This window comes from Lentzea sp. NPDC060358 (assembly GCF_042725365.1).
Taxonomy (GTDB): Bacteria; Actinomycetota; Actinomycetes; order Mycobacteriales; family Pseudonocardiaceae; genus Lentzea.
Genome location: NZ_JBHXCW010000009.1, coordinates 1 through 17,235, shown reverse-complemented (window position 1 = coordinate 17,235; position 17,235 = coordinate 1). Strand labels below are relative to the sequence as shown.

The following is a 17,235-nucleotide window of genomic DNA, read 5'->3' as shown; positions in this document are numbered from 1 at the left end:
CTCCCGTCCGGCGAGACGCTAGGCTTCGCTGGTGACGTTCACACTCCTCCCCGCTGTTGACGTGGCCGACGGTCGTGCCGTTCGCCTCGTGCAGGGCGAAGCCGGTACCGAGACGAACTACGGCGAGCCGCTCGACGCGGCCCTGCAGTGGCAGCGCGACGGAGCGGAGTGGATCCATCTCGTCGACCTCGACGCGGCGTTCGGACGCGGCTCGAACCGCGAGCTCGTCGCCCGCGTCGTCGGCGAGCTGGACGTGAAGGTGGAGCTGTCCGGCGGCATCCGCGACGACGCCTCGCTGGAGGCCGCCCTCGCGACCGGGTGCGCCCGCGTCAACCTCGGCACGGCCGCCCTCGAAGACCCGCAGTGGTGCGCGAAGGCGATCGCCGCCCACGGCGAGAAGATCGCCGTCGGCCTCGACGTCCGCATCACCGAGCAGGGCCACCGCGTCAAGGGCCGCGGCTGGACGTCCGACGGCGGCGACCTCTGGGAGGTCCTCGACCGCCTCGACCGCGACGGCTGCGCGCGCTACGTCGTGACCGACGTGTCGAAGGACGGCACCCTGACCGGCCCCAACCTGGACCTGCTGAGCGAGGTCTGCGCCCGCACCGACGCCCCGGTGATCGCCTCCGGCGGCGTGTCCACTGTGGACGACCTGGTCGCGCTGGCGAAGCTGTCGCGCGACGGCGTCGAGGGCTCGATCATCGGCAAGGCCCTGTACGCCGGCGCGTTCACGCTCCCGGAAGCGCTTGCTGCGGTGCGTTGACGACCTGCTCGATGTGAGCGGCCGCGGCGGCGTGCGTGACACCGGTGTTGTGCAGCACGTCGGCCGCGGTCCCGTCCACCGCGAGCAGCACGCCGAGCAGGATGTGCTCGGTGCCGATGAACATGTGGCCCATCCGCAGCGCCTCGCGCACGGTCAGCTCCAGGGCCTTCTTGCAGTGCGCTGTGTAAGGCTGCTTCTCCGGCCGCTGCTTCGCCTCGTTGTCCAGGCGGTTCAGCACGGCGATGCGCGTGCTGCCGTCACCCGACTCGAGCTTCGCGATCGTCTTGGCCGCGAGCCCGCCGGACTCGTCCAGCAACCCCAGCAGCAGGTGCTCGGTACCGATCCGCTCGCTGAACCGCGCGTGGTGGCGGGCCAGCGCGATGACCCGGCGCGACCGCTGCGTGTAGCGGTCCATCGACGGCTTGCTGAGCTCGGGTGACTCCTTCGGCACGAACCGCTTCTGCGCCGCCTGCTTGGTGACGCCCAGGCTCACACCGATCTCGGCCCAGCTCGCCCCGCCGCGCCGCGCCTCGTCGACGAAGTGGCCGACCAGGTGGTCGCCGAGCTCGTTCAGCTGGCCGCTCATCTCGACGGCCTTCGCCAGGCGCGCGAGAGAGTCGTCGGCCTCCTGGGCGACGGTGACGATGAGGTCGGTCAACTGGATCACGCGTCAACTCTAGGTTGACGGGCTGGATCCGGTCAACCTGACGTTGACGCGCCGAATCAACTCAACATGGACACGATCCGTCCATGTTGAGTCAACGTTGACGAGCGCCAATCAACGTTGATGTCCGCCGTCAACATTGACCAGTCCCGTCGACATGCACGGATGACAACGTTGTCATCCGTGGTGGATGGCTTCGAGCTGACGCGAGATGACGTCGAGGTGGGGTTGACGCTGCGCGGCGCGTGCATCGACCCGTCAAGTGCAGGTTGATTCGACGGCCTGTCCGCATTGATCGGTCGCGTGCACATTGACTGAACGCGTCGACGTTGATCCGGTGCTGTCCATGTTGATCGGACCGCGTCAACGTTGAGTCAATGTGGACAGAGCTCGTCAACATTGACTCAACGGATCACTGTTGACCGGTCACGCAGCCGACGTGCTCTCGATGCCGATCGTCCCGGTCCGCCCGCGGCGGAGCCTGCTGCCGGTCGTCGTCAACCAGCCCATGAAGCCGTACTTCTTGGCGATCCGGGAGCGGACGTCGTCGCTCGCGGCGTCGTCGAGCAGCCGAGCGCGGGCCTTGATCGACGGGCCCTTGGGGTTGCCGCGGAAGTCGCACGGCCCGATCTCCACGTCGCCGCTGCGGCGGATCCGCTTGACCTTGCCGGTGTCCTTGGCACTCCAGGCGTAGATCACGCCGTCGGCCGGGCCGGGCGCGACCCAGACCGGTGTGGGCACCGGGGTGCCGTCCTTGCGGAACGTCGTCAGCAGCAGGTAGTCGCCACGGCCCAGTTCGGTGATCATGGCGCCGCAGCGTAGTCCGCACAGGGCCCTTGTAGGCTTTCCCGCATGTCGGTCGCGGTCCGTGTCATCCCCTGTCTCGACGTCGACCGGGGCCGGGTGGTGAAGGGCGTCAACTTCACCAACCTCGTCGACGCGGGCGACCCGGTCGAGCTCGCCAGGGCCTACGACGCGGAGGGCGCGGACGAGCTGACGTTCCTCGACGTGACGGCCAGCAGCGGCGACCGCGAGACGACGTACGACGTGGTCCGGCGCACGGCCGAGCAGGTCTTCATCCCCCTCACGGTCGGCGGCGGCGTCCGCAGCCCCGAGGACGTGGACAAGCTGCTCCGCGCCGGCGCGGACAAGGTCAGCCTCAACACCGCCGCCATCGCCCGCCCCGAGCTGCTCAAGGAGTGCTCCGAGCGGTACGGCGCGCAGTGCATCGTGCTGTCGGTCGACGCGCGGCGCGTGCCGGGCGGCACCGGGTTCGAGGTCACCACGCACGGCGGTCGCACCGGCACCGGCATCGACGCCGTCGAGTGGTCCGCCAGGGGGCAGGAGCTGGGCGTCGGTGAGATCCTGCTGAACTCCATGGACGCCGACGGCACCAAGGCGGGCTTCGACATCGAGCTGATCGAGCTGGTCCGGCGCGAGGTCGACGTCCCGCTCATCGCGAGCGGCGGCGCGGGCGCGGTCGGCCACTTCGCCCCGGCGGTCGCCGCGGGCGCGGACGCCGTGCTGGCCGCGAGCGTCTTCCACTTCGGGCAGCTGCGCATCGGCGAGGTCAAGGACGGCCTGCGCCAGGCGGGCGTCGTGGTGCGGTGAAACCCGTCGAGGTGCGGGTGGCCTCGGCGGTCGCGTTCGGCGGGGCGCTGGTGTTCTTCGTCGTCGGGCTGGTGCTGTGGCGCTCGACGGGCGATCCGGACGTGTTGAAGCTGCCGTCGTTCGTCGCGGTGCTGGAGCTGCCGGTCGCGGCGGCGTTGCTGTTGCGGCTGCGCTTGGTGCACTACCCGGCGATGATCGTGTTCGTCCTCGTCGCCCTGCTGCACCTCGTGATCGTGCTGGCCGACGGACCGGCGTGGGCCCGCGTCGCGTCCGGCGTGCTGTCCGCTGTGCACATCTACGGAGTGGTCCTGCTCAACACCGGACCCGCTCGTGAACACCTCGGAGGTCCCCGGTGAGCAGCCCGCTCGATCCCGCCGTGTCCCAGCGTCTCAAGCGCACCCCGGACGGCCTGGTCTGCGCGGTCGCGCAGCAGCGCGGCACCGGCGAGGTGCTGATGGTGGCGTGGATGGACGACGAGGCGCTGCACCGCACCCTCACCACCCGCCGCGCGACCTACTACTCGCGCAGCCGCCAGCAGCTGTGGGTGAAGGGCGAGACCTCCGGCCACACCCAGTACGTGCACGAGGTCAGGCTGGACTGCGACGGCGACACGCTGCTGCTGGTCGTCGACCAGGTCGGCGCCGCCTGCCACACCGGTGACCGCACGTGCTTCGACGCCGCGGTGCTGCTCGCCGACGCCGGCTAGTCCAGGTCGCCGGTGAGGTAGCGCTGCAGGTTCGGGCCGATCGTCCTGACCACGGTGTCGACGTCGACCGACGCCAGCGGCTCGAAGCGGACGACGTACCGGACGATGCCCAGCCCGACCATCTGCGTCGCGCACAGGGAGGCCCGCAGCTCGCGCTGCTGCGCGCCGAACTCCGCCAGCACGTTCTTGAAGATCGCGTTGACGAAGAACGACTTCAGCGCGTTCGCGACCTCGGGCTGGCTGGTCACGCTGCGGATCAGCGCGGCGAACGTGCCGCCGCCGGTCGCGTCCCAGACCGTGACGAACGTGCGGACGATCCGCTCGCCCGCCTCGTCCGCGGGGCCGTCGAGCAGGCGCTTGAGGATCTCCGACGGGTCGAACGGGAGCTGCAGCACGGACTGGGCGAACAGGCCTTCCTTGCCGTCGAACCAGTGGTTGACCATGGCCGCGTCGACGCCCGCCCTGGCGGCGATCGCGCGGACGGTCGCGCCGTCGTAGCCCTTCTCGACGAACACCTCGCGGGCCGCGGCGACCAGTGCCGCCCTCGTGTCCTCGCCCGCGGCGCGGCGGCCTCGGCGTTTCTGGTTCACTTGCTCCACACGGCCCATATTTCAACAGTTGTTGAATTTATGCAACAATCATCGTCATGGTGAGCGTCATCGGGGCCGTGGCCGCCGCTGGTCTGGGGGCCGTGAGCCCCACGCGTGAGGAGTTCCGCGAGCTCGCGGTCAACCGCAGGGTGATCCCGGTGGTCCGCAAGCTGCTCGCGGATGCCGAGACGCCGGTCGGCCTGTACCGCAAGCTCGGGGCCGACCAGCCCGGCACGTTCCTCTTCGAGTCGGCGGAGAACGGCCGTTCGTGGTCTCGGTGGTCGTTCATCGGCGTGCGGTCGTCCGCGGCGCTCACGGCGACCGGCGGCGAGGCGTTCTGGACGGGCACGCGGCCGGTCGGCCTGCCCGACGGCGGCGACCCGATGCAGGCGCTGCGCGAGACCATCGAGGTGCTGCGCACGGACCCGTTGCCGGGGCTCCCGCCCCTCACCGGCGGGATGGTCGGCTACATCGGCTACGACGCCGTCAGGCGCCTGGAACGGCTGCCGGTCATCGCCGAGGACGACCTGTTGCTGCCCGAGATGGTCATGCTGCTCGCGACCGACCTGGCCGCGCTCGACCACCACGAGGGCACCGTCACGCTCATCGCGAACGCGATCAACTGGGACGACTCGGCCGAGCGGGTCGACGCCGCCTACGACGACGCGGTGCGCCGCCTCGACGAGATGACGACGGCGCTGCACACGTCCGCACCGCCGACCGCGGCGGTGTTCTCGCGGCCGAAGCCGCAGTTCCGCCGCCGCCGCTCGCAGGAGGAGCACTTCGCCGCCGTCGAGAAGGCCAAGGAGGCCATCCGCGCGGGCGAGGCGTTCCAGGTCGTCGTGTCGCAGCGGTTCGAGATCGACACGGACGCCGACGCGCTCGACATCTACCGCGTCCTGCGCGCCACGAACCCCAGCCCGTACATGTACCTGCTGCGCCTCGACGGGTTCGACATCGTCGGGTCCAGCCCGGAGTCGCTGGTCACCGTGCGCGACGGCAAGGCGACGACGCACCCCATCGCGGGCACCCGGTGGCGCGCCGAGGACCCGGAAGAGGACGCGCTGCTCGAGAAGGACCTGCTGGCCGACCACAAGGAACGCGCCGAGCACCTCATGCTCGTCGACCTCGGCCGCAACGACCTGGGCCGCGTCTGCAAGCCGGGCTCCGTGCACGTCGTCGACTTCTTCAAGGTCGAGCGGTACAGCCACGTCATGCACATCGTGTCGACCGTGACCGGTGAGCTGGCCGAGGGCAAGACGGCCTACGACGCCGTCGCCGCGTGCTTCCCCGCCGGCACGCTGTCCGGCGCGCCCAAGCCGCGCGCGATGGAGCTCATCGAGGAGCTCGAACCGACCCGCCGCGGGCTCTACGGCGGCGTCGTGGGCTACTTCGACTTCGCCGGCGACGCCGACACCGCCATCGCCATCCGCACGGCTCTCGTGCGCGACGGCGTGGCGTACGTGCAGGCGGGCGGCGGCATCGTGGCGGACTCGGACCCGCTGGCCGAGGACAACGAGTGCCTGAACAAGGCGGGCGCGGTGCTGGCCGCGATCGCCACCGCGCAGACGATGGCCCCTGCCGTTGAACGGTAGCCGTCCACTGTGGATCGCCGCGCTCCTGCTGGTGGGCGCGGCGGGTGCCTTTTGGGGCGCGGACTCGGTGCCGGTCGCGCTGCTGAGCCTCGCGTCCGTCGCGGCGGCCGTCGCGCTGAGCGGGGTGGCCCGGCGGGTGCTCGGCGCGCTGCTGGTCGTCGTGGGGGTCGTGGCCGCGTTCGCCGGCCACTGGCTCGCGATCGCCGGCGGCGCGCTGGTGGTGGTCTCCGGCGCGCTCCTGGTGGCGCTGGGAGGCCGCATGCCGAAGATCGGCATGGGCGGGCAGAAGGCCCGCGCGCACGATCCCGAGACCGACATGTGGCGCGCTCTGGAGCGCGGCGACGATCCCACCGACGATACGTCGCGCGGCAGTCCGTCCTCGAACGAGTGAAGATCATCCATCAGCATTCACGCATGTGACACGTGCAGGACCTTGGTCAGCTGCGTGGACAGCCAACCCCCGGTGGCTGAGGCGTTACTCCGCCGGGGTTAGCATCCCCGTAGCGGGAAGGGGAGCAAGACTGTGACGGTTCTCGAGTCGATCCTCGAAGGTGTGCGTGAGGATCTCGCCGCTCGTGAGGCTCAGTTGTCCTTCGACGTCGTCAAGGAGCGCGCGGCCAGAACCGCCCCTCCGCTCGATGTGATGTCGGTGCTGCGCGGGCCCAACGTGGGTGTCATCGCCGAGGTCAAGCGCCGCAGCCCCTCCAAGGGCGCGCTGGCGGAGATCCCGGAGCCGGCCGAGCTCGCGGCCTCCTACGAGGCCGGTGGCGCGTCGGTGATCAGCGTGCTGACCGAGCAGCGCCGCTTCGGCGGGTCGCTGGCGGACTTCGACGCCGTGCGGAGAGCGGTGAAGATCCCGCTGCTGCGCAAGGACTTCATCGTGTCGCCGTACCAGGTGCACGAGGCGCGCATGCACGGCGCCGACCTGGTGCTGCTGATCGTGGCCGCGCTCGAGCAGAACGCGCTGGTGTCGCTGCTCGACCGGGTGGAGTCGCTCGGCATGACGGCACTGGTCGAGGTGCACACGGCCGAGGAGGCCGACCGCGCCCTGGAGGCGGGTTCGTCGGTCATCGGGGTGAACGCGCGCAACCTCCACACGTTGGAGGTCGACAAAGACGTGTTCGGCCGCATCGCTCCGGGGCTACCCTTCGAGACGATCAAGGTCGCCGAGTCGGGCGTGACCGGACCCGGCGACCTGATGTCCTACGCCGGTGCGGGCGCCGACGCGGTGCTCGTGGGTGAAAGCCTCGTGACCAGCGGCGACCCCAAGGCCGCCGTGAACAAGCTCGTGACCGCCGGTTCGCACCCCGCGTGCCCGCGGCCCAGTCGATGAAGCGCCGCCGATAACGGCGCTGGAGGAGTTGCCCGATGGGCCAGTTCACACCCACGCCGCACGATCCCGACGCGCGTGGCCACTTCGGCCCGTGGGGTGGCCGGTTCGTGCCGGAGGCCCTCATCGCCGCGGTGGACGAACTGGCGGCCGAGTACGACAAGGCGCGCCTCGACCCGGAGTTCGTGAACGAGTTCCAGCGGCTGCTGAAGGACTTCGCGGGCCGCCCGTCGCTGCTGACCGAGGCCCCGAAGTTCGCCGAGCACGCCGGCGCACGGGTGTTCCTCAAGCGCGAGGACCTGAACCACACCGGTTCGCACAAGATCAACAACGTGCTGGGCCAGGCGCTGCTGACCAAGCGCATGGGCAAGAAGCGCGTGATCGCCGAGACCGGCGCGGGGCAGCACGGCGTCGCGACCGCCACCGCGTGCGCGCTGCTCGGCCTCGACTGCGTCGTCTACATGGGCGAGGTCGACACCGAGCGGCAGGCGCTCAACGTCGCCCGCATGCGCCTGCTCGGCGCCGAGGTCATCCCGGTGAAGTCCGGCTCGCGCACGCTGAAGGACGCCATCAACGAGGCGCTGCGCGACTGGGTCACCAACGTCGACGAGACGCACTACCTGCTCGGCACCGCCGCGGGCCCGCACCCGTTCCCGCTGCTCGTGCGCGACTTCCACCGCGTGATCGGCATCGAGGCGCGCGAGCAGATCCTCGAGAAGGCCGGCCGCCTCCCCGACGCCGTCATCGCCTGCGTCGGCGGCGGCTCGAACGCCATCGGCATCTTCCACGGCTTCATCGACGACCCCGAGGTCCGCCTCGTCGGCGTCGAACCCGGCGGGTCCGGCGTCGACAGCGGCAGCCACGGCGCCACGCTGACCGCGGGCACGCCCGGCTCGCTGCACGGCGCGATGTCGTACGTCATGCAGGACGAGGACGGCCAGATCACCGAAGCGCACTCGATCTCCGCCGGTCTCGACTACCCCGGCGTGGGACCCGAGCACTCGCACCTCAAGGACATCGGCCGCGCCGAGTACTTCCCGGTCACCGACGCCGAGGCCATGGAGGCGTTCGCGCTGCTCTCCCGCGCCGAGGGCATCATCCCGGCGATCGAGTCCTCGCACGCCCTCGCGGGCGCGCTCAAGCTCGGCCCGTCGCTGGGCCCGGACGGGTTGCTGGTCGTGAACCTCTCCGGCCGCGGCGACAAGGACATGGACACGGCCGTGAAGTACTTCGGCCTCGCTGACGGGGGACAGGCCTGATGTCGTTGTCCGAGGTGTTTTCGGGTGCGCGCGCCGAGTCGCGTGCCGCGCTGATCGGCTACCTGCCGGCGGGCTTCCCGACGGTCGCAGGGTCCAAGGACCACCTCCGTTCGATGATCGACGCGGGTTGTGACCTGGTCGAGGTCGGCCTGCCGTTCTCCGACCCCGTGATGGACGGCCCGACGATCCAGGCCGCCGCCGAGCAGGCGCTGTCCGCCGGTTTCCGGGTGCGCGACCTGTTCGACGTGGTGGCCTCCGTGGCCGACGCCGGTGGTCGCGCGGTCGTGATGACGTACTGGAACCCCGTGCTGCGCTACGGCGTGGACGCGTTCGCACGCGACCTCGCCGCGGCCGGCGGGCTCGGGTTGATCACGCCCGACCTCGTGCCGGACGAGGCGGGCGACTGGCTGGCCGCGTCCGAGGCGCACGGCCTCGACCGGACCTTCCTGGTGGCGCCGTCGTCCACCGAGGAACGCATCGCGATGACCGCGCGGTCGTCCTCCGGCTTCCTGTACGCCACCGCCGTCATGGGCGTGACCGGTGCCCGTGACGTGGTGTCGTCCGCCGCCCCCGAGCTCGTCGCACGGGTGCGCGAGCACACCTCGTTGCCGATCGGCGTCGGCCTGGGCGTGCGCTCCGGTGCGCAGGCCGCGGAGATCGCCGGGTTCGCGGACGGCGTGATCGTCGGGTCGGCGTTCGTGTCCGCCGTGGCCGACGGCGACGATGCCGTTCGCGCACTGGCCGCGGACCTCGCCAAGGGAGTGCGCTCGGCTGCCGCGACCGTGTGACGGTCGTTCCCCACGAGCCGCTCGGCCTTCGGGTCGGGCGGCTTTGTCGTGCTCCTCTCTGCGTGGTGGTGTTGCTCCAAGAGCATGACATGGATTCGAACACCTGATCGAGTGAATCTGTGCTCGTGGGAGCCCGAACCCCCATTGGGGACCTCCCTGACCTGCAATCGTGGCTTCATGTACAACCCAGCTCTTCGTCCGGCGTGCCACACTGGTACTCGCCGGGCGGTTTTCGGAGGTGATGCCCTGTGGCGGCTCCAGCAGAAGCGGCACCAGCCGACTACCTGTTGCCGAGGCACGTGGGCCCCTGGTCGCTCGACGACGTCCTGTCGCTGCCGGAGGACAACAGCCAGCGCATCGAACTCGTCGACGGGATGCTCCTCGTGAGCCCGCTCGGGTCCTATCGGCACCAAAACCTGGTGTTCGATGCGGCAGCGGCTCTTCGTGCCGCCTGCCCGGACCACCTCCAGACGACGATCGAGCTCAACGTGCTGCTGTCCAGCGGCCGGTTGGTGATCCCGGACTTCACAGTCGTGATGCCGAGAGAAGCCGGCGTCATGTTCCCCGTCTCCGACGTCGTGCTCGTCGGTGAGGTGTTCTCACCCAGCACGCGTTTGAACGACCAGGGGCTGAAGCGAGGGCTGTACGCCAGGGCGGGCATCCAGTACTACCTGATGGTCGACCCTGAGCCACGCGTCGTCGAGGCCACGCTGCTGGAGCTCCGAGGCGACGAGTACGTCGAGATCGCGACGAGCGAGGACGGCGTCCTGAAGACCGAGCGGCCGTTCCCCGTCACCATCAAGTTCTAGCGGTAGAGCCAGTCCAGCTGCCCGTGCAGGTCGGCGACGGTCCACGACGCGAACATCGCGTCACGGGCCTGGGCGGCCTCGCCGGTGACGTGGAAGATCTCCCGGCCCATGAACCGCGAGGCGTGGTGGACGCGCGCGGTGCGCGGCTGACGGAGAGACGCGTACTGCGCGAACGAGCCGACCACGTCACGTGGGTTGAACTTCGACGCCAGGCACACGGCGTCCTCCAACGCCTGACAGGCGCCCTGGGCGGCGTACTGCAGCACGGGGTGGGCGGCGTCGCCCAGCAGCACGACGCGGGCGTCCTGCCAGTTCGTGACGGGTTCGCGGTCGCACAGCGCCCACGCCCGCCACTCCTCGGCGAGCTGCATGATCCGCGTCGCGTCGTCGCACAACGGCGTGAAGTGCCGCACCACCTCGGCGTGCTCGACGGGCTTGCCGGCCACGGGTTCGGTGGCGCCGTTGTCCGTCGTGGCGACGAGGTTCACGAACCGGCCACCGGCGATGACGTACCAGACGACGTGAAAGCGAGGTCCTGCCCACAGCGTGACGACGTTCTCCTTCAACGACCGGGGCACGTTCTGAGCGGGGATGACGGCGCGGAACGCGGTGTGCCCGGACACGGGTGGCTCGCCGTCGCCGACGAGCTGTCGCCGCACCGCGGACCGCAGCCCGTCCGCACCGACCAGCGCCTCGCCGTGCACTAGGTCGCCGGACCGCAACGCCACGGTGACCCCGCCGGAGTCCTGCGTGTAGGCCTGCACGCCGCTGTCGGGCCGGAGGTCGACGAGCGCGTGGTCGCTGCACGCGTCGAGCAACGGCGCGAGCAGGTCGTTGCGGTGCACCACGGCGTACGTGCCGAACCGCTCGTGGAAGCGCGCGTCGATCGGCATGCCGGCGATCAGCTTCCCGGACACCCCGCACCGCAGCCGCCACTCGTCGACGTGCACGGCGCGCGAGCGCACCACCGCCCCGACACCGAGGGAGTCGAGCATGCGAAAACCGTTGGGCCCCACCTGGATCCCGGCGCCGATCTCCGCGAACACCGGCGCGGCCTCGAGCACGGTCACGCGCTGGCCGGCCCGCGCGAGCCCGAGCGCCACCGCCAGGCCACCGATACCGCCGCCGACCACCAGGACCGTCATGTCCGACCTTTCGCGCGTCCGCCACAGGGCGGGTCCGAGTATGTCGGCAAAGCGATCACGAACGACCCGAGGAGGTGACGCTGTCCGGATCAACTTTTGCGGGTAGGCCGAGGGGCCGGCCGGCGCGCCGGAGCGCGGTGGGGCGGCTGGGTGGTGCGAGCCGGGAGAGATGGACGGGGATCGGGAGGTGAGGTCCGGCGTCGGGCCGCGGGCGCGCGGATTGCAGGCGGTCGAGCCGGTAGGCGGTGGTGCCAGTCGGCGTGACTTGAGGCGTTGAGCGGGCCGGTTGTCGGAGTTCGGCGTGGGCCGGTGCAGCTGATGGAGGGGCTCAGGCGGCTGGTGTTCGGCTGAGCCATCGGCAGCGGTGATGCTCGCCGGTCAGCGCGCCTCGGAACGCCGGGCGGGCCAGCCGGCGAGACCTCGGCGCGGGGCGGCACCGGAGGCACCGGCCGGGTTCGGGCCGGTAACGATCGAGCGTCCGAACGAGACCCTCACGAGGCCACCGGTACGGTGGGCGACGTGTTGAACGGGTTGAACGCCGTCCTGGCCACGATCCCGAGCCCAGACCGTGGCGTTTGGTACCTCGGTCCGCTCCCCATCAGGGCCTACGCGCTGTGCATCATCGCCGGCATCATCGTCGCCATCTGGTGGGGTGAGCGCCGTTGGGTCGAACGCGGTGGCATCAAGGGCGAGGTGACCGACATCGCCGTGTGGGCGGTGCCGTTCGGCCTGGTCGGCGGGCGGCTCTACCACGTCATCACCGACAACCAGAAGTACTTCGGGCCGGGCAAGAACCCGCTCGCGGCGCTGGAGATCTGGAACGGTGGCCTCGGCATCTGGGGCGCCATCGCCCTCGGTGCGGTGGGCGCGTGGATCGGGTGCCGGCGCAAGGGCATCCCGCTGCCCGCGATGGCGGACGCGCTGGCGCCCGGCATCGTCGTGGCGCAGGCCGTCGGGCGGCTCGGCAACTACTTCAACCAGGAGCTCTACGGCGGCGACACGACGTTGCCGTGGGGGCTCGAGATCTACCGCCGCGTCACGCCGGAGGGCCGTGAGGACGCGCTGGCCGGCGTCGCCGTCGACCACACGCCGATCCAGGTCGTGCACCCGACGTTCCTCTACGAGCTGCTGTGGAACCTCGGTGTCGCCCTGCTGATCGTGTGGGCGGACCGGAAGTTCCGGCTGGGCCACGGGCGGGTGTTCGCGCTCTACGTCGCGGGCTACACGGCCGGGCGGTTCTGGATCGAGCTCATGCGCACCGACGAGGCGACGCTGATCTTCGGCACGCGCGTCAACGTGTTCGTGTCCGGGCTGGTGTTCCTCGGGGCGCTGGTCTACTTCGTCCTCGCGCGGTCGCGGGGCGGACGTGAGGACGTCGTGGCGTACCGGGCCGCGCACGGGCCCGCGGACACGCCTGCGGACACGACTGCGGACGGCGCGCCCGTCGCGGAGGCACCCGCGACCGAGAGGAACGACGCGGTGGACGAGACCGGCCTGGACGACATCGGCGTGAAGGACAAGAAGGACTCCCCGGAGTCCGTCAAACCGGAGTGAAGCCGTGCGCGTGCTCGTCGTCGAGGATGACGACCGGGTGGCCAGGGGCCTGCTGACCGCGTTGCGGCACGCGGGCTACGAGGTGCACCGGGTGGCCACGGCCGCCGACGCGCTGCGTGCCGCGCCCGCCGACGTGGTGCTGCTCGACCTCGGGCTGCCCGACGGCGACGGCCTGGACGTGCTGCGCGAGCTGCGGCACCGTCCGGGCACGGCCGTCATCACGGTGACCGCGCGCGGTGAGGAACGCGAGCGCGTGCTCGGGCTGCGGGCCGGTGCCGACGACTACGTCGTGAAGCCGTTCGGCACGTCCGAGCTGCTCGCGCGCATCGAGGCCGTCCTGCGCAGGACGCGCGCGCACCGCGCCGGGCCCGAGAGCGAGGCGCCCGTCGAGGTCGGCCCGTTGCAGATCATCACGTCGACGCGGGCGGTCACGCTGGCGGGGGAGCCGCTGTCGCTCACCCGCAAGGAGTTCGACCTGCTCGCGCTGCTCGCCACCCGCAAGGGCGAGGTGGTGAGCCGCGACTTCATCGTCGACCAGGTGTGGCAGGCGCACTGGGAGGCGCCGTCGCGGACGCTGGACACGCACATCGCGGCGTTGCGCGGCAAGCTCGGCGGGCACGTCCGGATCGAGACCGTCAGGGGTGTCGGCTACCGCCTCGCCACGTGACGAGGCTCCGAGAGACATCCACCAGCGGGTGCGGAACAATCTGAACCGATGCTCCGCCGACTGCTCGCCATCACCGTTCCGCTGCTCGTCGCCCTGGTCGCGGCGCTCGGCATCCCCTTGGCGTCCGCGGTGGTGCAGCGGGAGACGCAGACCACCTACCTCGACCGCCTCGGCGACGCCAGCAGGTTCGCCTCGCTCGCCGAGAGCGCGCTGCAGTCGGACCGGCTGGAGGCGCTGAGCCAGGAGCTCCGGCGCTACGACGCCCTGTACGCCGTGCCGGTGGCGTTGGTCAGCGCGGACAAGCGGATCCTGCTCGCCTCCCGGCTGGGCTTCGACCCCACGAACGACCCCGAGGTCACCACGGCCCTCGACACCGCGCTGAACGGCGGCATCCGGCCGGAGCCCGACTACACGGGCTGGCCGTGGCGGACCGGGCCGATGGTCGTCGTCGAACCGGTCGGCCGCGACAGCGAGGTGGTGGCCGCGGTCGTCACGATCTCGCAGACCCGCGGGCTGCGGACCGAGGTGCTGCGGCAGTGGGGGCTCATGGCGCTGGCCGGGCTCGCGCCGATGCTGGCCGTCGTGGCCGCCGCCTGGCCGATGTCGCGGTGGGTGCTGCGGCCGGTCAGCAAGCTCGACGAGGCCACCGCCGCCGTCGCGCAGGGCAACCTCGACGTGCGGGCGGACGAGGTGGGCGGGCCGCCGGAGCTGCGCAGGCTCGCCCGCAGCTTCAACACCATGGTCGACGTCGTCGGCAGGGCCCTGAACAGGCAGCGGGCGTTCGTCGCCGACGCGTCGCACCAGCTGCGCAACCCGCTCGCCAGCCTGCGGCTCGCCGTCGACAACCTGGAGCCGCACGTCGAGGGCGAGCACGCCAGGGAGGCGCACCAGATCGCCGTCGAGGAGGCCGAGGAGATGGGGCGCGTGCTCGACACGCTGCTCGCGGCCACCCGCCTCGACAGCGCCCGGCAGGCGGAGCCCGTCGAGATCGACCAGCTCCTCGCGACCCACCGGCCCGCGTGGCAGGCGCTCGCGAGCCAGGCCGACGTCGAGCTCACCATCGACCTGCCGGCCGGGCTCACCATGCAGGAACCGCCCGGCGGCCTGGGCAGCGTGCTCGACGAGCTCGTCAGCAACGCCATCAGGCTGTCCGGCGCCACCGAGGTCCGCGTCACCGGCAAGGCCGGTGAGCTGCACGTCGTCGACAACGGCGACGGGCTGAGCGACGAGGAGCGGGAGCTCGCGCTGCAGCGGTTCTGGCGCGCGACCAAGCACCAGAACGTCGCGGGCACCGGCATGGGGCTCGCGATCTGCGCCGAGCTCATCGAGTCGGCGGGCGGCACGCTCACCCTGCACGACGCGGGCCCGGGCCTCGACGTGCGGGTCGCCCTCAGCGCTTCGCGGAACGGAACCAGCGCATAGCGCCGTCGTGCAGCGGCACGAGACCGGTCGCGATGCCGGTGCGGACGTTGATCCGCGACGCCTCCGGGTGCCCCTCCACGATCCGCGCCGTCTCGGTGAACACCGTGCGGGTCACGACCTCGACCACGTCCGCGCTCAGCGACTCGCGTGCCAGCAGCAGGTTCGGCACGGCGAACGTGTGGTTGGACGCCACGCCGTCGTAGGTGGTCGCGGGGATCGTCGCCGGGATGTACGGGCCCTGGTAGGTGTCCGCGAGCCGGACGGCCTCCGCGGTGATGTCGACCAGCCGGATCCGGCCGTGCAGGTCGGTGATCGCGGGCGTCGGGATGCCGGTCAGCGCCAGCATCGCGTCGAGCGACCCGTCGGCGACGCGGCGGGAGGCCTCCGAGTGCGCCATGCGTTCGTCCACTGCGGACACGCCGAACGTCCTGAGCATCCGCTGGGCGGTGAACTCGGTGCCGGAACCCCTGGGGCCCAGCGAGATCCGCTTGCCGGCGAGGTCGGCGAAGCCGCGGATCGGCGAGGCGATCGGCACGGCGATCTGCATGAAGCTGTCGTAGAGGCGGCCGACCGCGCGGAAGTTCTGCGGGTCGTCGATGGGGTCCAAAGAGGACAGCGCGAGCTGCGCGTCACCGGAGCGCAGCAGCGCGAGGTTCTCCACCGAGGCCGCCGTCGGGATCGCGGTGACCTTCGTGCCGGGCAGCTGCTCGGCCACGGCGGCGGCCAGCGCGCCGCCGACCTCGCGGAAGACCGCGCCCTCGGGACCGGTCGCGAGCACCAGCTCAGCGGGCGCGTCGACCCTGCGCGAGGTGCACCCCGCGAGAGCCAGACCGGCCCCTAGCAGAAGCGTGCGACGGCTGAGCGACACCGGCGAAGCCTAGCTGTTACGTCAGGGCTGTCTGAAGTTTCCCCGCGGCGGCTTGTCGCCCCGTGTGGCGCGGCCCACCCTCTCCCCAACGCGAAGTTCAAGGAGGAACCGTGGCGACCACCACCACAGGCCGCAAACCGATCTACAAGCACCTCTACTTCTGGGTGCTTGTCTCCATCGTGCTGGGCGCCGCCGTCGGCTTCCTGTTCCCCAAACAGGCGTCCGAGATGAAGTGGCTCGCCGACCTGTTCGTGAACCTCGTCAAGGTCGTCATCGCGCCGACCATCTTCGCGACGATCATCGTCGGCATCGCGGGCCTGGGCAACCTCGCCAAGGCGGGCGGGCTCGCCCTCCGCACGATCCTCTACTTCACGGCCATGACCACGGTGGCACTGGCCATCGGCCTCATCGTCGTCAACGTCGTCGCGCCCGGCCACCACGGCGGTGACATCGCGCTGAACGAGGCCGCGGCCAAGGACACGCTGAAGTCGGCGTCGACCGCGGAGACCGGTGTCACCGGCTTCATCCTGAGCCTGGTGCCGAAGTCGTTCGTGAGCGCCTTCACCGACGGCCAGCTCATCCAGGTGCTCGTGATCGCGATCCTGGTCGCGGTCGCCGTGGCGGGCATGGGCGAGCGCGGCGCCAAGGTCGTCTCCGCGATGGAGACCCTGTCCAAGGTGATGTTCGGCATCATCAAGATCGTCATGTACGCGGCCCCGATCGGCGCGTTCGGCGGCATCGCCTACACGGTCGGCAAGTTCGGCGGCGGCATCCTCAGCAAGCTGCTGTGGCTGATGGGCTCGTTCTACGTCACGTGCCTGCTCTTCGTGGTCGTCGTGCTCGGCATCGTGGCGCGCGTCGCGGGCTTCAGCCTGCTGAAGTTCCTGCGCTACATCAAGGACGAGATCCTCATCGTGCTCGGCACCTCGTCGTCGGAGTCGGTGCTGCCGCGCATGATGGTCAAGCTGGAGGCGGCGGGCGCCCAGAAGTCGGTCGTCGGCCTCACCATCCCGACCGGGTACTCGTTCAACCTCGACGGCACCTGCATCTACCTGACCATGGGCGCGATCTTCATCGCCCAGGCCACCGGGCACGACGTGTCGATCGGCGTGCAGATCGGCCTGCTGCTGTTCATGCTGATCGCGTCGAAGGGCGCGGCGGGCGTCACCGGCGCCGGTCTCGTCACCCTCGCCGCCTCGCTGCAGGCCTTCGAGGCGCACTCGGCCATCCCCGCGGTCGGCATCGCGCTCATCGTCGGCATCGACCGCTTCATGTCCGAGGCCCGCGCCATCACCAACGTGATCGGCAACGGTGTCGGCTCGCTCGTGGTCGCCGCCTGGCAGAAGGCCCTCGACAAGGACCGCCTGAACGAGGTCCTGGACAACCCCGACCTGGTCGACGTCGACGACCTGCTCGAGAGGCAGCACGCCGAGTCGGACAAGGTGGCGGCCGCCCACTGAACCG

19 protein-coding genes are annotated in these 17,235 nt (G+C 70.8%); 14 read left to right on the top strand and 5 right to left on the bottom strand.

What is annotated here, in order from left to right:
* Positions 1–31: 31 nt before the first annotated feature.
* Positions 32–763: a bifunctional 1-(5-phosphoribosyl)-5-((5-phosphoribosylamino)methylideneamino)imidazole-4-carboxamide isomerase/phosphoribosylanthranilate isomerase PriA gene (gene priA, locus ACFWGZ_RS03345; RefSeq protein ID WP_382449833.1), complete on the top strand. Its 732-nt coding sequence runs from the start codon at positions 32–34 to the stop codon at positions 761–763.
* On the opposite strand, the gene ACFWGZ_RS03340 is transcribed toward priA, so the two are convergent.
* Both ACFWGZ_RS03340 and ACFWGZ_RS03335 read right to left on the bottom strand, forming a co-directional pair.
* Positions 729–1,430, bottom strand: a complete 702-nt coding sequence (locus tag ACFWGZ_RS03340; RefSeq protein WP_382449832.1) for a Clp protease N-terminal domain-containing protein — start codon at positions 1,428–1,430, stop codon at positions 729–731. The genes priA and ACFWGZ_RS03340 overlap by 35 nt on opposite strands.
* A gap of 423 nt (positions 1,431–1,853) precedes the next feature.
* Positions 1,854–2,234: a PPOX class F420-dependent oxidoreductase gene (locus tag ACFWGZ_RS03335; protein ID WP_382449831.1), complete on the bottom strand. Its 381-nt coding sequence runs from the start codon at positions 2,232–2,234 to the stop codon at positions 1,854–1,856.
* A 45-nt stretch (positions 2,235–2,279) separates the two neighbouring features.
* On the opposite strand from ACFWGZ_RS03335, the gene hisF reads away from it, so the two are divergent.
* Genes hisF through hisI form a run of 3 tightly spaced genes read left to right on the top strand, consistent with a single transcriptional unit; the run spans position 2,280 to position 3,744 of the window.
* Positions 2,280–3,038: an imidazole glycerol phosphate synthase subunit HisF gene (gene hisF / locus ACFWGZ_RS03330; protein ID WP_382449830.1), complete on the top strand. Its 759-nt coding sequence runs from the start codon at positions 2,280–2,282 to the stop codon at positions 3,036–3,038.
* Positions 3,035–3,394 (top strand): hypothetical protein, encoded by a 360-nt coding sequence (locus ACFWGZ_RS03325; protein WP_382449829.1) that lies wholly within the window; start codon positions 3,035–3,037, stop codon positions 3,392–3,394. The genes hisF and ACFWGZ_RS03325 overlap by 4 nt, the downstream gene beginning before the upstream one ends.
* Positions 3,391–3,744, top strand: a complete 354-nt coding sequence (gene hisI / locus ACFWGZ_RS03320; protein ID WP_382449828.1) for a phosphoribosyl-AMP cyclohydrolase — start codon at positions 3,391–3,393, stop codon at positions 3,742–3,744. Before ACFWGZ_RS03325 ends, hisI begins: the two co-directional genes overlap by 4 nt.
* Here the strand turns inward: hisI and ACFWGZ_RS03315 are convergent.
* On the bottom strand, positions 3,741–4,343 hold the full coding sequence (locus ACFWGZ_RS03315; protein ID WP_382449827.1) for a TetR/AcrR family transcriptional regulator: 603 nt from the start codon (positions 4,341–4,343) through the stop codon (positions 3,741–3,743). The two genes, hisI and ACFWGZ_RS03315, sit on opposite strands and share 4 nt — an antisense overlap.
* A gap of 47 nt (positions 4,344–4,390) precedes the next feature.
* Between ACFWGZ_RS03315 and ACFWGZ_RS03310 the strand changes: the two genes are divergently transcribed.
* The 6 genes from ACFWGZ_RS03310 (at position 4,391) to ACFWGZ_RS03285 (ending at position 10,115) form a co-directional block, all read left to right on the top strand.
* Positions 4,391–5,929 (top strand): anthranilate synthase component I, encoded by a 1,539-nt coding sequence (locus ACFWGZ_RS03310; protein ID WP_382449826.1) that lies wholly within the window; start codon positions 4,391–4,393, stop codon positions 5,927–5,929.
* A complete protein-coding gene (locus ACFWGZ_RS03305; RefSeq protein ID WP_382449825.1) occupies positions 5,919–6,320 on the top strand; it encodes a Trp biosynthesis-associated membrane protein in 402 nt (133 codons plus the stop codon). Before ACFWGZ_RS03310 ends, ACFWGZ_RS03305 begins: the two co-directional genes overlap by 11 nt.
* Positions 6,321–6,452: 132 nt before the next feature.
* Positions 6,453–7,262: an indole-3-glycerol phosphate synthase TrpC gene (gene trpC / locus ACFWGZ_RS03300; RefSeq protein WP_382449824.1), complete on the top strand. Its 810-nt coding sequence runs from the start codon at positions 6,453–6,455 to the stop codon at positions 7,260–7,262.
* Positions 7,263–7,297: 35 nt separating this feature from the next.
* The gene (gene trpB / locus ACFWGZ_RS03295) at positions 7,298–8,518 is read left to right on the top strand and encodes a tryptophan synthase subunit beta (RefSeq protein ID WP_382449823.1); all 1,221 of its coding nucleotides are present in this window, start codon (positions 7,298–7,300) and stop codon (positions 8,516–8,518) included.
* Positions 8,518–9,306 (top strand): tryptophan synthase subunit alpha, encoded by a 789-nt coding sequence (trpA, locus tag ACFWGZ_RS03290; protein WP_382449822.1) that lies wholly within the window; start codon positions 8,518–8,520, stop codon positions 9,304–9,306. Before trpB ends, trpA begins: the two co-directional genes overlap by 1 nt.
* A gap of 248 nt (positions 9,307–9,554) precedes the next feature.
* Complete coding sequence (locus ACFWGZ_RS03285) at positions 9,555–10,115, top strand: Uma2 family endonuclease (protein ID WP_382449821.1); 561 nt, start codon at positions 9,555–9,557, stop codon at positions 10,113–10,115.
* Here the strand turns inward: ACFWGZ_RS03285 and ACFWGZ_RS03280 are convergent.
* Entirely contained in the window at positions 10,112–11,260 is a 1,149-nt protein-coding gene (locus ACFWGZ_RS03280) for an FAD-dependent monooxygenase (RefSeq protein ID WP_382449820.1), read from the bottom strand. The two genes, ACFWGZ_RS03285 and ACFWGZ_RS03280, sit on opposite strands and share 4 nt — an antisense overlap.
* Before the next feature lie 519 nt (positions 11,261–11,779).
* Here ACFWGZ_RS03280 and lgt point away from each other — a divergent pair.
* From lgt to ACFWGZ_RS03265, 3 genes are read left to right on the top strand one after another with little or no spacing between them, the layout of a single operon-like run.
* Entirely contained in the window at positions 11,780–12,814 is a 1,035-nt protein-coding gene (lgt, locus tag ACFWGZ_RS03275; RefSeq protein WP_382449819.1) for a prolipoprotein diacylglyceryl transferase, read from the top strand.
* 4 nt (positions 12,815–12,818) lie between these two features.
* Positions 12,819–13,481 (top strand): response regulator transcription factor, encoded by a 663-nt coding sequence (locus tag ACFWGZ_RS03270; RefSeq protein ID WP_382449818.1) that lies wholly within the window; start codon positions 12,819–12,821, stop codon positions 13,479–13,481.
* A gap of 48 nt (positions 13,482–13,529) precedes the next feature.
* On the top strand, positions 13,530–14,903 hold the full coding sequence (locus ACFWGZ_RS03265; RefSeq protein ID WP_382449817.1) for an ATP-binding protein: 1,374 nt from the start codon (positions 13,530–13,532) through the stop codon (positions 14,901–14,903).
* Here the strand turns inward: ACFWGZ_RS03265 and ACFWGZ_RS03260 are convergent.
* A complete protein-coding gene (locus tag ACFWGZ_RS03260) occupies positions 14,872–15,771 on the bottom strand; it encodes a TAXI family TRAP transporter solute-binding subunit (RefSeq protein ID WP_382449816.1) in 900 nt (299 codons plus the stop codon). The two genes, ACFWGZ_RS03265 and ACFWGZ_RS03260, sit on opposite strands and share 32 nt — an antisense overlap.
* Before the next feature lie 110 nt (positions 15,772–15,881).
* Between ACFWGZ_RS03260 and dctA the strand changes: the two genes are divergently transcribed.
* Positions 15,882–17,231, top strand: coding sequence for a C4-dicarboxylate transporter DctA (gene dctA, locus ACFWGZ_RS03255; protein WP_382449815.1), 1,350 nt, complete (start codon positions 15,882–15,884; stop codon positions 17,229–17,231).
* The last annotated feature ends 4 nt before the right edge of the window (positions 17,232–17,235 follow it).

Coding starts and splice junctions, on each gene's coding strand:
- ACFWGZ_RS03335 (WP_382449831.1), bottom strand. CDS start 2,234: ATGATCACCGAACTGGGCCGTGGCGACTACCTGCTGCTGACGACGTTC.
- hisF (WP_382449830.1), top strand. CDS start 2,280: ATGTCGGTCGCGGTCCGTGTCATCCCCTGTCTCGACGTCGACCGGGGC.
- ACFWGZ_RS03310 (WP_382449826.1), top strand. CDS start 4,391: ATGGTGAGCGTCATCGGGGCCGTGGCCGCCGCTGGTCTGGGGGCCGTG.
- trpB (WP_382449823.1), top strand. CDS start 7,298: ATGGGCCAGTTCACACCCACGCCGCACGATCCCGACGCGCGTGGCCAC.
- trpA (WP_382449822.1), top strand. CDS start 8,518: ATGTCGTTGTCCGAGGTGTTTTCGGGTGCGCGCGCCGAGTCGCGTGCC.
- ACFWGZ_RS03280 (WP_382449820.1), bottom strand. CDS start 11,260: ATGACGGTCCTGGTGGTCGGCGGCGGTATCGGTGGCCTGGCGGTGGCG.
- ACFWGZ_RS03265 (WP_382449817.1), top strand. CDS start 13,530: ATGCTCCGCCGACTGCTCGCCATCACCGTTCCGCTGCTCGTCGCCCTG.